The following is a 13,423-nucleotide window of genomic DNA, read 5'->3' as shown; positions in this document are numbered from 1 at the left end:
ATTTCCAAAATAATGCTGACCCTGGCACACTTAACTTTGCAAAAACAAATGGAGACGTCATAGGAGACGCATACGAATATTTGATATCCAACTATGCAAGTAATGCAGGAAAATCAGGAGGAGAATTCTTCACTCCACAAACAGTGTCAAAGCTTTTGGCAAAGCTTGTAATGGACGGCAAAACAAGCATTAACAAAGTATACGATCCGACATGTGGGGAACGTGTCATAATAGTGATGGGTGCAGTTTGTGTTAATAAATCAACGGTTTCAGGAACTTTAACTAAATATATTTCGTGCATTGCTTAGAGTAATTAGGGTCTAATTGCTGTGAGCAGTGCATGAGAGGTAAGGACATTAGCTCTTGAATAGTTGATAATTATCTAATACAATCATATTTAAGGTAATAGTTAGTTACGCATCAGTATAGTTATGTTCAAGTTGAATATCTTAGTAGAGCAAAGGGTAAAATTTAATTAGATAAATAGTAAGTAAATTATATGGAGTAACTTACTTTTTTAGGAGGAAGTGACAATTTGAAATACAAGCAAATATTTAACTCTGGAGTTACTTTTCAACAATTTTACGATACTGCTCAGGATAGATATAAGAATTATGCTAATAATGCGATAAGAAATTATTTAAATTTAGAGAGATATTTAGAAAAGGTTAGTAGTATAACAAGCAAATTTAATATACTTGCGATTGGAGAAAACTGGTGTATTGATTCTATAATTAATATTCCTGTAGTTCATTGGTTAGAAAAAAATAATGAAAATATAAAACTTAAAGTAATAGATACAGATAGTTACAGTAAGTTTATGCCTAATGAAAAAGTTATTACACCAACATTTATTATTATGAATCAAGAATATCAGGAGATAGGGAAATGGGTTCAATATCCTAAAAGAATAATAGATGTGGTTGAATCTAAGGACCAAGTTCGAGTTATAGTAGAGAAAAGGAGATACCGACAGGGAGAATATATTGTAGATACATTGAAAGAGGTATTAGATATCTTGATTAACTATAGAAATAATATTTATTTAGGAAGGAGGAAATAAAGTGAGTCAAGAAAATAAGATAAATCAATCTTGCTGAGGTTCAATACAAAAAACCACTGGTACAGTGGAAGAAAAAGAAAATTGCCCCAAATGTTACGAAATAGGAGAAAAGGTTAAGAATATAACTGTAAAGCATATGGTATCAGAAAACCTTAGGGGAAAGGTTGTAGATGAAGAAACTTACTATTTATGTATGAATGAAGATTGTGATGTCGTGTATTATAACATAAACAATGAAAGAGTTTTTTATAAGGAAGAGGTAAAAGTTCCTATATGGTTTAAAAAGAATGCAAATCCCAAATATATATGCTATTGCAACCAAGTTACAGAGCAACAAATTATAAACGCTGTTTTAGATGATGGTGCAAAGAATATTAAAGATATTATTAGACTTACAGGGGCAATGAAAAATGGAAAGTGCGAAATTAACAATCCTTTGGGTAAATGCTGTAGTCCTCTTATTCAAGAAACCATCAATAGAGCATTAAATAGCAAAGAATAGTTTGCAACACATAATTTATAAAGTACGTCACAACAGTAATAAAATTAAAAATAATAAAAAACTATAGAATTAAAAATTTTGGAAATATTGTGTGTTTCAGGGATTTGGAAAAGGCTACAGAAGATGCTATAAAAACTTTTGACGATGAAAACAGTGTAAATATTATTCTTGAAAAAAGCTACGAAGAATATATGGAAGGTTTTACAGATAAAGAATGGCAAAGTTCTTGTTGAAGAAGAAAAATTAAAAGAAGGAGCATATCATTTTATCAACAAATCAATTGCGAAAGGTTTCGTGGATTATGCTGGTACTGGATTGGATAAAATCTTGCCACCAACATCTCGTAGACAAGGTGCAAGGGAAAAGAAAAAACAAATTGTACTAACAAAAATAGAAAAAATTGTAGAAGTTTTTGTGGGAATATAATTTAATTGGGGAAGCTTTAATAGCTTTCCTTTTTATTTTGAAAATATTAGAAATGTTGTAGGATTTTCTTGTTGAAGTGAAAGGTCAAAGATGGTATAATTTAAGAAAGATAAATTTTTTTATTTAATTAGTCAGAGAAAGTCAAAAGAGGTGATAGTATGGCAGGGCTTAGTAACAGCATTGAAGCTTTTTTGAAGCAGTTGTTGAGTAACACTGACGATGATTTCATCGAAATCGGAAGAAATGATCTTGCCAATCAGTTTAATTGTGCTCCATCGCAAATTAATTACGTTCTGACTACTAGATTTACTCCGTACAAGGGTTATTATATTGAAAGTAGACGCGGTGGAAGTGGATATGTTAAAATAATAAAATTAACAATTGAAGACAGTAATCCGATTAAGGAGATTGTCGAAAATGTTATTGGAGATAGAATTACAAAGGATAAGTCGAATAATATTATTAATATGCTTTTGGATGAGGAATTGATAACTGAAAGGGAAGCTTTGGTTATGGTTCACGCTTTAGAGGATAATACTTTGTCGAAGGTGGATTTTAATGACAGGAATATTCTGAGGGCTGATTTATTGAAGAATATGTTATTGGCTTTTATGAGATAGAGGTGATTATATGAATTGCGATAATTGTGGCAAACCTGCTTTTATTCAAGTTAAAATCGTGGGGCCATTTGGTGCTCGTGATGTGAATTTGTGTCATGATTGCTATGAAGAATATATGAATAATTTGAAGAATGAGATTATTTCGAATTCTGATTTTAAGTTTGATTCTGATCAAGAATTGAACGAAAACAAGGAGCTTTTTGAAGAAATCGCAAAGCAAATTTCTGATGTGGTGGAACATTTGCCTTTTGAAAAGGTACAAGAATCTTCAAAGAAAGATGCTGACGATAAGAGTGTGTGTCCAGTGTGCAATATGCCGTTTGATGAGTTGAAGAATTATTCATCGATTGGTTGCAAATATTGTTACGATCATTTCAGAGATTTCATAATGGATAAGAGAAATTCTAAAAGCTATCCAAAATATTACAGGGGCAAATTCCCTAAGAATTTTGAAAAGGCAAAGGAAATTTTGGAGAAGTTGGATAGCTTGTCTGATGAGCTTTTCATTGCAATGGATAATGAGGAATTTGAAAAGTGTCACGATATTCAAACGAAGATTGACGATTTGGAATTGAAATTACAAGAGTATAGGGAAAAATGTTATGAATAATTCAAGTGTTGTAATGAAATCTGATGTGTCGTTGAGAAGAAATTTGTCGGACTATAATTTTATGTTGGTTATAGATACGGATTCTTGCGACGATATGAAATCAGATATTAAAAAAGAATTGAATAATCTGGAATATTTGAAGGAGTCTAGCGTTTATTCTTTTAAGGATACTAAAAGTACGAACAGAGATTATCTGAGAAAACAAGGATACATTTCCAGTGCTTATTATGAGGATGTGTCTCCTGAAGTTATCATAAATAGCGATAAAAAATGCGTGTTTACTTTGGCAGATAATGACCACATTTGTATTACTGCTTACGATTTTGGGAAAAATTTAAGAGATATTTACGAAAAATGTCTGAATATTGAAGAAAAATTGAATGATAAATTGAACTTTGCTTTTGATATTGATTTTGGATATTTGTCAGATGATTTCTACGATTCGGGATGTATGATGGATGTAAGCGTGTGTATGAACTTGAAGGCTTTAGAGTATTTCAACAAGATTGATGATATTCAAGATGTTGCAAGATACAGAGGATATATGTTTGAGAAAGCCTTCAATTCTAATACGAAAAGTTCTATTTACAGGCTTACGACTAATGGTCATTTGATGGATCCTGAATATATTATCAATGATATGACGCTTTTGATTGATTCGATTTCTAGAAAGGAAATTGAAAACAGACGCATTTTATTCGAAAATAATCCTGAGTTTAAGGATGACCTTTTGAGAAGCGTGTCGATGCTAAAATATTCAAGAGTTTTGGATGAAATTGAAGGAATGAACAGGATTGGAGATTTACTGATAGCTATCGATTTTGGCATAGTCGATGGTTTCAATGTAGATGATATTCTGGACTTGTACGATAAGACAAATAAGTTGAAGCTTGAAAAATTTCGCGAAAACAATAAATTGAATCAAAACATTGGTGTTTTGAGAAGCGAAATCATCAAGGATACTTTGGAAAGACAGGTGAAAAATTGAGAAAATCAGATATTTATAATTTAAGAACTGAGGCTGTGTATGAGGCAATTAGTTTGAAGCACGCGGATCTTGGAGTGGAGCATGTGCTACTTGCTATGTTCAAGTTTGATTTCAAGGCGTCTCAATATTTGAAAAAACACGGTGGAAATTACGAAAAAATTAGAAATTTAATTATAGATGAGTTGGGTTATGGAGACAGCAAGGAAACTAATCAAAGAATTAGCCCGAAACTTGAAGAAATAATCACTCAAGCTGTGGGATTGTCCAACACTTACGGAGAAAGGGCGATTACTCCAGAACACATTATGGCAGCGCTTTGCATGGATAGTTCTAACTACGCTAATCATTTGATGAAAAAAACAGGCGTGGATATTATGAAATTGACAGCGGAACTTCGCAAATATTTCTTCATGAAGATGAAGAGAGAACAGGGAGATGTCAACGACTCGTCAGCTAATTCTTCTAAGCCAAGTGAAATTGAAAAGTACACTAAGAATTTGAACGAATTGGCGAAAGAAGGAAAGATCGATCCATGTATCGGTCGTGAGGACGAAATCGAAAGGATTATTCAAGTTCTTCTTAGACGTAAAAAGAATAACCCTGTGTTGATTGGAAATCCTGGTGTCGGAAAGACTGCTATCGTGGAAGGTTTGGCTGTAAAGATTGTCAACGGCGATGTGAATGATATTTTCAAGGACAAGGAGATTTTGTCATTGGATTTGGCAGCGTTGTTGGCTGGAACAAAATACAGAGGAGATTTTGAAGAAAGAATCAAAAAAGTTATCGATACTTTGTCAAATTCTGAAAACAAAATTTTGTTTATAGATGAACTTCATTCGTTGATGGGCGCTGGTGGTGCAGAGGGCGCATTGGATGCATCAAATATTTTGAAACCATCATTGGCGAGAGGCGATTTGCAAATAATCGGAGCTACAACTATCAATGAATACAGAAAAACTATCGAAAAGGACCAAGCTTTTGAGAGAAGACTTCAAACTATCATGGTAGATGAGCCTTCTGTTTCGGATTCTATTCAAGTTATTGAAGGATTGAAGGACAAATACGAATCACACCATCACGTTCTAATTAGTGACGAAGCAATCAAAGCGAGTGTTGAATTATCGCACAGATATTTGAACGACAGATATTTGCCAGACAAGGCAATAGATTTAATAGATGAAGCTCAATCGATGGTTAGAGTGAAAAACTTCACTGGTGGCAAAAATTATGCGAAAATTCTAGAAGAATTAGAAGAAGAGAAACAAGAAGCTATTCAAAATTCTGACTTTTTACTTGCAGCAGAAAAAAGAGATGCAATCAAGGAAGTAGAAGCAGAAATGGAAGAAGAAAACCAAGACGAAAACAAATTGGAAATTGGATTCGATGAAATAGCAAATATCGTGTCACGCTGGGCAAAAGTTCCAGTGTCTAAGCTAACAGAATCAGAATCACAAAAATATTTGTTCTTGGCTGATAATTTGAAAAAAGTTGTCATCGGACAAGACAAGGCTATTGATTCTATTTCCAATGCAATTAAAAGAGCACGTGTTGGACTCAAAAATCCGAACAAACCAATTGGTTCATTTGTGTTTGTCGGACCAACTGGTGTTGGTAAAACATATTTGGCAAAGAAACTTGCTAAGGAATTGTTCAATGATGAGAATGCGATGATTAGAATTGACATGACAGAATATATGGAAAAACACTCCGTATCAAAACTGATAGGATCTCCTCCAGGATATGTTGGCCACGATGATGGTGGACAATTAACTGATATGGTGCGTACGAAACCATACTCTGTTATTTTGTTTGATGAAATCGAAAAGGCTCATCCAGATGTTTTCAACACGCTTTTGCAAGTTTTGGACGACGGTAGACTTACAGATTCCAAAGGACGCGTGGTAAATTTCAAAGATACTGTAATCATAATGACATCAAACATTGGCGCAAGTGAACTTGAAAGCAAAAACGTAATTGGGTTTAATACAGCAGAAGATGTTGAAGTTGATGAATACAACAGAAACAAAGAGACTATCAACAATGCAATGAAGTCGATGTTCAAGCCAGAATTTATGAATAGATTAGACGATGTTATCGTGTTTAGCAATTTGAACAAGGAAAATATAAAAGAAATTGCTGGATTAATGATGGATGAATTGGTTGAGAGAATGGCGAAGAATGATTTGATAATTTCGTATGACGAAAAAATCTTGGATTATCTTGTAGACAAAGGATACGACAAGAAATTCGGAGCAAGACCACTTGAAAGACTTATCAGAACGGATATTGAAAATGAACTTGCCGACAAGATTCTGAACGGAGATATCGACAAAAATAGAAAAACAACTATAACTGTGGTTAACGACAAGGTTAGCTTTAGAAGATATGTAAGACGCAAAAAGACTGTGAAACAATAATATGAAAAAGAAAACAAAATACGTGTGCAAAAATTGTGGCTACGAGCAAGCCATGTGGATAGGAAAATGCCCCAGTTGTAACAGCTGGGGTTCTATGCAAGAACAAGAAATCATAGATGAAAAATCAAATACTAGAACAACAAGTTCGACCAAATCTTCAAAAGCGGTTAAATTGGTCGATGTAAAGATTGATTCGTCGGAAAGAATTCAATCGTCGATTACTGAATTGAACAGAGTTTTTGGTGGGGGACTTGTCAGAGATTCCGTGTCAATTCTAACTGCAAGACCAGGAGCTGGAAAATCAACTTTGCTACTTGAACTAGCAAATGATTTGGCTTCTAAAAATATAAAAGTTCTCTACATTTCTGGAGAAGAATCCACATCTCAAATCAAACAACGCGCGATGAGAACTATGGAAAAAATCCCGGAAAATATTTGGTTAATTTCAACGACAAGCATGGACAACGCTTTGGATTCTATTCACAAAATAAAACCGGATGTGATTTTCTTGGATAGTATTCAAACATTTCAGCTTCGTGAGTACACTTCACGTCCAGGCTCTCCTGTGCAAACTGTTGAATGTGCGAATAAAATTGTAGAAATCTGCAAAAATCCCGAAAAACCAACTCTTGCGATTATGGTTGGGCATATGACAAAATCAGACGAAATGGCAGGGCTTAGAACGCTTGAACACTTGGTGGATACTGTGCTTTATTTGGAAGGTGAAAGTGACGATCCATTGAGATTGTTGACAACGACAAAAAATAGATTCGGTCGAACTGGAGAGATTGGACTGTTTAATATGCAAGAAGATGGAATAAAAGAAATCACCGATGCGTCTGATTATTTCGTCACGAAAAGGAAAAAAGATGTAAATGGTGCAGCGCTTTCTGTAATAAAAGAAGGGTCACGAATTTTGGTTGTCGAAGTTGAAGCATTGGTGTCCAAATCATTCACTCCGTATCCTCAAAGAATAGGGGATAGCCTTCGTAAAGACCAATTGAATACGTTGATTTCTATCTTGGAAGAACGCGCTGGAATGAATATGTACGACAAGAATGTCATCATCAAAACCACAGGAGGAATCAAAATCCAAGAACAATCCGTGAATTTGTCCATAATAATGGCAATTGCATCATCACTTATGAACAAACCAATTCCATCTGATGTTGTGTTCATTGGAGAAGTTGGATTGACAGGAGAAATCAAAAGAGTTCCACAAATAGAAACCAGATTAAAAGAAATCGAAAGATTGGGATACAAAAAAGTTTACATCTCACAAAACACAAATCTAACACAAAAATACGATCTTGAAATCAAACAATTTGATAGTATAAGATCTGTAATATCAGATATATTTTAGAAGACACTCACAAAAATAGAGTGTCTTTTTCTAATTCTTTCCTAATATTAATTTATTGTTATCAATATAGGTTTTTATAGCTGACAAATCATTTTTATCATACAAATCCAATAGATATTGTCTGTGGATTTTGGATTCTTCTTGACCATCCTTGTAAATTGGATAATCTTCGTTTTCTTTCATGGACTGCATAGCCTTTTTCAAATCATCATCAGAATCAATGCCGTATCTTTCAGAATACGGATTGTAAGAATACATAGTTTTACTCTTACACATTGTGAATGAGAACGTCATTACAGCACATAAAAAAATTACAAATAATTTGCTACGTTTCATAAAAGCCTCCAAACTTTTTATTTAATTTAATTATATAACGTTTTATAAAAAAAACAATTCTTATATACAAAAAAAGAGTGGACATAGTCCACTCTCAAAATTATAATTCTTTTTCTATTTCGTCTAATATTTCCAATAATTGTGGAAGGATTTCTTCAAGAACTCCATCGTTCATTGGGTTTTTGATGTTACCAGCTTTCATTATTCCGAAGAATGATTGGCTTCCACCAACTTTACAGATTTCAAGGTAATCTTTGAATGCTTCTTCTCGATTCTTTCTTGATTTCAATAAGAATTGGAATGCGCAAACTTGTGCCAATGTGTAATCAATGTAATAGAATGGGTTATTGAAGATGTGACCTTGTCTGTACCACCAAGTTCCTTTTTCCAAGAATTCATCATCATAATCCAAGTTTGGACGATACATCAATTCTATTTCGTGGTATTTTGCTTTTCTTTCTTCAGCTGTTGCATCTGGATTTTCGTATACGAAGTGTTGGAAATGGTCGATAGTTACACCGTAAGGAATGAAACTGATAGCTCCATCTAAGTGAGAGAATTTGAATTTGTTAGTTTCTTCTTCGAAGAACAATTCCATCCATGGCCATGTCAAAAATTCCATACTCATTGAGTGGATTTCACAAGCTTCAAATGTTGGCCAGATGTATTCGAAAATTCTTCCGTCCATTGAAGTATAAGATTGGAATGCATGACCTGCTTCGTGAGTCATTACTTCGACATCGTGAGTAGTTCCGTTGAAGTTTGCGAAGATGAATGGAGATTCATAATCTTCAATTGTAGTACAATATCCTCCGCCTTCTTTACCTTTTTTGCTTTCCAAATCGAATAATTCTCTTTCATACATAAAATCGAAGAATTTTTTAGTTTCTGGTGACAATTCTGAGTACATTTTCTTAGCGTTATCTACCAAGAAGTCTTTTTCTCCGTGAGGTTTTGCGTTACCATCAGTGAACATTACGTTGTTATCGTAAGCTTTCATATCTTCAATGCCAATTCTCTTTGATTGTTTCTTTCTCAATTCAAGATAAACTGGTGTTACGTATTTTTTGACAAATTCTCTGTATTTTGCAACATCATTCTTGTCGTAATCAGTTCTCATTAATGATTTGTATTGGTATTCAATGTATGAATCAAATCCCAAAGCTTTAGCCATATCTGTTCTAACGTGAACCATTTCATCGTAAATATCATCGATTTCTTTTTCATGTTCTGCGAAAAATTCTGAGATTTTTCTTGTGGCATCTTTTCTTTCATCACGATCTTTTGATTGTGTGTAAGGAGCCATTTGTGACAATGTCAATGTTTTATTGTCAAATTCGATTTGAGCAGATGCTATTAATTTGTTGTATTTAGTAGTTAATTGGTTTTCTTTTTGCTTAAAAGGAACAGCCTTTTCATTAAAAATCAATTGACAGCTTATTAAGTCAAATAAATGTTGTCCGAAATGTTTAACCAATTCGTCTTTGAATTTGGAGTTGTCGATTGCTTCGTACATTTTAGTGTCAAGCACTGAATAATGTGGCATGTATTCATCCAAGAAATCTTGTTCTTCTTTGTAGAAGTCATCATTTGTATCGATCGTGTGACGAATGTAGGCAAGGTTGACATTAGTGCTTAATGTTTTCTTGTATTTGTCCATTTCTTCCATGATTTTGATTTGTTCTTCAGAAGTTGTGGAATCGTTAAATCTTTTGATAAAATCTTCGACCTTTTTCTTATCTTCTTCGAAGTTAGGTCTAGTGTATTTGTATTCTGTAAATTTCATTTTTTCACCTCTAAAATTATTTTATCATATTTTTATACTATGTAAATGTTTTTATGGTTGATAAATATTTCTAAGAAAAAAACAATAAAAAAATATAGGGAACAGTGTTAGATAATTTAAAAAAGTGGGTATATAAAAAAAGTAAGAGATTTGAACTGATGATTCCACCAGCTTAAAATTTTCTTATAAAGAAAAGGAGATGTTATTTAATGAATAATAGTTATGATGAAAGAGTAAAGTTTGTTAATGGAAATTATCACTCTTTAGTTCACGCAAGAAAGCCAAAAGATATAGATGATAAGAAAGCCTACATTATAGGTACTGGTATTGCTGCATTGGCTGCGGGTGGATTTTTAGTAAAAGATGCTCACATGAAAGGCGAAAATATTACTTTTATTGAACAATTAGAATTGCCTGGTGGAAGTTTGGATGGAGAATTTAAGACTGAACACAGAGGATATGTTGCCAGAGGCGGTAGAGAAATGGGTCACCATTTTGAAACTTTGTGGGACTTGTACAGTGCGGTTCCATCATCTGAAAATCCAGAGGAATCAATAATAGATCATTTCTTCTACACTAACTTAGACGATCCAAATTTCAGTAAATGTCGTATAACTCATGAAAATGGTAAAAGATATGATGAAGAAAAATTCAACTTATCAGACAAAGCTTTGAAGGAAATTGCAGAGCTTACAATTACAAAAGATGAAAACTTACAAAACAAACAAATTGATGAAGTTTTCTCAGAAGAAACTTTAAATAGTGATTTCTGGATTTTGTGGAGATCAATGTTTGCGTTCCAAAACTGGAATAGTGCTTTGGAAATGAAATTGTATTTGAACAGATTTATCCACCATGTTGGAGGACTTCCTACACTTTCAGCTCTTCAATTTACTCAATACGACCAATACGAATCTATCGTTAAACCGATAGTTAAATGGTTAGAAGAAAAAGGTGTTAAATTTGAATACGGAATCACTGTAAAAGATGTTGATTTTGATATAACTGCTGATAAGAAAGTTGCTACAAAATTGGTAATGGAATCAAGTAAAGGTGAAGACAAATCAATTGATTTAACTGAAAATGATTTGGTATTTATAACTAATGGATCAATGACTGAATCATCAAGCTACGGTGACGATGAGACTGCAGCAACTTTGAGTGCTGATCTTGGTGGAAGCTGGGATTTATGGAGGAATATAGCATTAAAATCAGATGAATTCGGCAAACCTGACAAATTCTGTAAAAATGTTGAAAGAACTAACTGGGAATCTTGTACAGTAACTGTTCATGGTGGTAAAGTTATCGACTATATCGAAAATATTACTAAGAGAAATCCTTACACAGGAAAAGTAGTTACAGGTGGTATCGTAACTGTTAAGGATTCAAATTGGTTGATGAGCTGGACGATTAACAGACAACCACAATATGTTGGTCAACCAAAAGAAGATATTTGCGTTTGGGTTTACGGATTATTTACTGACAAAGACGGAAATTATATCAAAAAACCTATGAGAGATTGTACAGGAAAAGAAATCACAAAAGAATGGTTGTATCATATAGGTGTTCCTGAAGCAGAAATCGATCAATTATCACAAGATTGTTCAGCAATTCCTGTAATGATGCCATATATTACAAGTCATTTTGAACCTCGTGAATTTGGCGACAGACCTTACGTTGTTCCTAAAGGAGCTGTGAACTTTGCATTCCTTGGACAATTTGCAGAAACACTGGACAAACCTGGCAGAGATACTGTATTTACTACAGAATATTCTGGAAGAACAGCAATGGAAGCTGTATATGCATTGTGTCATGTTGAAAAGGGAATTCCAGAAGTTTACGCTTCAAGATACGATTTGAGATATTTATTAAATGCAGTTAGTGCACTTAATGATTACGAAAAACCTGACCTACCAATTCCAAAATTGTTAGCTCATAGTATTGGAAAGAAAATAGAAGACACTGATATCGAATTAATGTTAAAAGAAAATAATTTGATTTAGATTTATTAATATGCCTGGAATTTATTTTCTGGGGATATTTTTTTGTTTTAATTTGTAATAAAATATACAAAAGGGGATGAAAATATGGACAGAAGGAAAATAGATCGAATCAAAGGAGCGCTTTTTGCTTTTGCAATAGGTGATAGCATGGGAGCTACTACTGAATTTATGACTGAAGACGAAATTTCAAAAATCTACGGAAAAGTCACTGATATATTAGGTGGAGGATGGCTTGATTTGAATCCAGGAGAATGCACCGATGATACAGATATGAGTATTTGTATTATGAACTCATTGATGGAAAATGACCGTGATAATTTTGAGAAAAATACCATGAAATTATTTGTCGATTGGTACAATACACATCCTAGAGATATTGGCAATCAATGTAGACGTGCAATCGAACACTACATTCAATACGAAATTTTTATTGAAGAAGATGAAACAGCACTTGGAAACGGAAGCTTGATGAGAGCACTTCCATGTGCATTATTAGATAACGAAAACTCAGAAGAACTGAACATAAAACAAGGAAGACTCACTCACAATAACGAAATGTGTGATGAAATTTTACGAGAATACACACAAATCATACGCGATAACATCAATGGAAAAACTCATGAACTTGAAGATAAACAACTTCTCAAACCATCGGGATATATCGTAAACACTTTTAATAATGCGATTTATTGGGCAAAGGAAAATTCTGTTGAAGATTGCATTATAAACGCTGTAAATCACGGAGGAGATTCCGATACGATAGCTGCAATTGCTGGGAGTATCAGTGGATCTATTCATGGATATTCTACAATTCCTAAAAGGTGGATTGAAAAAATCGACGAAAATGTAAAAGAGCAAATTGAAAAATTCGTAGAGTATTTGTGCGACGGAAATGTGAATGATGATCGAAATAAAATATAAATTAGTTGAATGTATTTATTTGAGACTGTGAAATAGTTTTTGTATGAGAAATCCTCCTGATAAGACAATAATCAGGAGGATTTTAATATGTCAAAAAATACATAAAAAGTTATACTTAAAGCATAACTATAAATACATTATTTATTTTAAATGCATATTTAGGAAAATGATAAAGGTTTTTATATTTTAATTATTAATGAAATCTCTGTTTTTAAAATTATTAATATATCTTTTAATTATTAATATACTTTTATTATGCGTTTTATGTATATAAAGTTAAAAAAATAATTATATTAGAGGTCTTATAAATGTTGACTAAATAAAAAAAAAGTAGTAAAATTTAGAACGTAATTTTTGAAAATGGGACTCAATATCGATATTTGCAATT

The 13,423-nt window shown here is 33.1% G+C and carries 12 protein-coding genes and 1 pseudogene; 11 read left to right on the top strand and 2 right to left on the bottom strand.

Translation table 11 applies throughout. The features are described 5' to 3' along the window. Positions 1 to 53: 53 nt before the first annotated feature. The 9 genes and pseudogenes from DES33_RS01620 to radA all read left to right on the top strand — a co-directional run. Positions 54 to 236: pseudogene (locus tag DES33_RS01620) on the top strand (N-6 DNA methylase); the annotation flags it as partial. 299 nt (positions 237 to 535) lie between these two features. Continuing rightward, positions 536 to 1,063 (top strand): thioredoxin family protein, encoded by a 528-nt coding sequence (locus DES33_RS01615; protein ID WP_002841437.1) that lies wholly within the window; start codon positions 536 to 538, stop codon positions 1,061 to 1,063. 43 nt (positions 1,064 to 1,106) lie between these two features. Next, positions 1,107 to 1,565, top strand: a complete 459-nt coding sequence (locus DES33_RS01610) for a Csac_0668 family 2Fe-2S cluster-binding (seleno)protein (protein ID WP_486320521.1) — start codon at positions 1,107 to 1,109, stop codon at positions 1,563 to 1,565. Between the two features lie 168 nt (positions 1,566 to 1,733). After that, entirely contained in the window at positions 1,734 to 1,991 is a 258-nt protein-coding gene (locus tag DES33_RS01605) for a type I restriction endonuclease subunit R, EcoR124 family (RefSeq protein ID WP_227930580.1), read from the top strand. Positions 1,992 to 2,149: 158 nt separating this feature from the next. Further along, a complete protein-coding gene (locus tag DES33_RS01600; RefSeq protein ID WP_002835572.1) occupies positions 2,150 to 2,611 on the top strand; it encodes a CtsR family transcriptional regulator in 462 nt (153 codons plus the stop codon). A 10-nt stretch (positions 2,612 to 2,621) separates the two neighbouring features. Then, the gene (locus DES33_RS01595) at positions 2,622 to 3,221 is read left to right on the top strand and encodes a hypothetical protein (RefSeq protein ID WP_110057910.1); all 600 of its coding nucleotides are present in this window, start codon (positions 2,622 to 2,624) and stop codon (positions 3,219 to 3,221) included. Beyond that, positions 3,214 to 4,209, top strand: a complete 996-nt coding sequence (locus DES33_RS01590; protein WP_110057909.1) for an ATP--guanido phosphotransferase — start codon at positions 3,214 to 3,216, stop codon at positions 4,207 to 4,209. The genes DES33_RS01595 and DES33_RS01590 overlap by 8 nt, the downstream gene beginning before the upstream one ends. Continuing rightward, positions 4,206 to 6,626, top strand: coding sequence for an ATP-dependent Clp protease ATP-binding subunit (locus DES33_RS01585; RefSeq protein WP_110057908.1), 2,421 nt, complete (start codon positions 4,206 to 4,208; stop codon positions 6,624 to 6,626). Before DES33_RS01590 ends, DES33_RS01585 begins: the two co-directional genes overlap by 4 nt. Position 6,627: 1 nt before the next feature. Continuing rightward, positions 6,628 to 7,989, top strand: a complete 1,362-nt coding sequence (gene radA / locus DES33_RS01580; protein WP_110057907.1) for a DNA repair protein RadA — start codon at positions 6,628 to 6,630, stop codon at positions 7,987 to 7,989. 30 nt (positions 7,990 to 8,019) lie between these two features. Here radA and DES33_RS01575 read toward each other — a convergent pair whose 3' ends face one another. Both DES33_RS01575 and DES33_RS01570 read right to left on the bottom strand, forming a co-directional pair. Continuing rightward, positions 8,020 to 8,325 carry a hypothetical protein gene (locus DES33_RS01575; protein WP_094224385.1) on the bottom strand — a complete coding sequence of 102 codons (306 nt, stop codon included), beginning with the start codon at positions 8,323 to 8,325 and terminating at the stop codon, positions 8,020 to 8,022. A gap of 100 nt (positions 8,326 to 8,425) precedes the next feature. Beyond that, on the bottom strand, positions 8,426 to 10,111 hold the full coding sequence (locus tag DES33_RS01570; RefSeq protein WP_094224386.1) for a M3 family oligoendopeptidase: 1,686 nt from the start codon (positions 10,109 to 10,111) through the stop codon (positions 8,426 to 8,428). Between the two features lie 209 nt (positions 10,112 to 10,320). Here DES33_RS01570 and DES33_RS01565 point away from each other — a divergent pair, with 209 nt between their 5' ends. Further along, a complete protein-coding gene (locus DES33_RS01565) occupies positions 10,321 to 12,114 on the top strand; it encodes an oleate hydratase (RefSeq protein ID WP_110057906.1) in 1,794 nt (597 codons plus the stop codon). 84 nt (positions 12,115 to 12,198) lie between these two features. Then, a complete protein-coding gene (locus tag DES33_RS01560) occupies positions 12,199 to 13,035 on the top strand; it encodes an ADP-ribosylglycohydrolase family protein (RefSeq protein ID WP_110057905.1) in 837 nt (278 codons plus the stop codon). Positions 13,036 to 13,423: the final 388 nt, after the last annotated feature.

Source organism: Finegoldia magna, assembly GCF_003182075.1.
GTDB lineage: Bacteria > Bacillota > Clostridia > Tissierellales > Peptoniphilaceae > Finegoldia > Finegoldia magna.
This window is presented reverse-complemented; position numbering and strand designations above follow the sequence as displayed.

Coding starts and splice junctions, on each gene's coding strand:
- DES33_RS01600 (WP_002835572.1), top strand. CDS start 2,150: ATGGCAGGGCTTAGTAACAGCATTGAAGCTTTTTTGAAGCAGTTGTTG.
- DES33_RS01560 (WP_110057905.1), top strand. CDS start 12,199: ATGGACAGAAGGAAAATAGATCGAATCAAAGGAGCGCTTTTTGCTTTT.
- DES33_RS01570 (WP_094224386.1), bottom strand. CDS start 10,111: ATGAAATTTACAGAATACAAATACACTAGACCTAACTTCGAAGAAGAT.
- radA (WP_110057907.1), top strand. CDS start 6,628: ATGAAAAAGAAAACAAAATACGTGTGCAAAAATTGTGGCTACGAGCAA.
- DES33_RS01565 (WP_110057906.1), top strand. CDS start 10,321: ATGAATAATAGTTATGATGAAAGAGTAAAGTTTGTTAATGGAAATTAT.
- DES33_RS01575 (WP_094224385.1), bottom strand. CDS start 8,325: ATGAAACGTAGCAAATTATTTGTAATTTTTTTATGTGCTGTAATGACG.
- DES33_RS01590 (WP_110057909.1), top strand. CDS start 3,214: ATGAATAATTCAAGTGTTGTAATGAAATCTGATGTGTCGTTGAGAAGA.
- DES33_RS01595 (WP_110057910.1), top strand. CDS start 2,622: ATGAATTGCGATAATTGTGGCAAACCTGCTTTTATTCAAGTTAAAATC.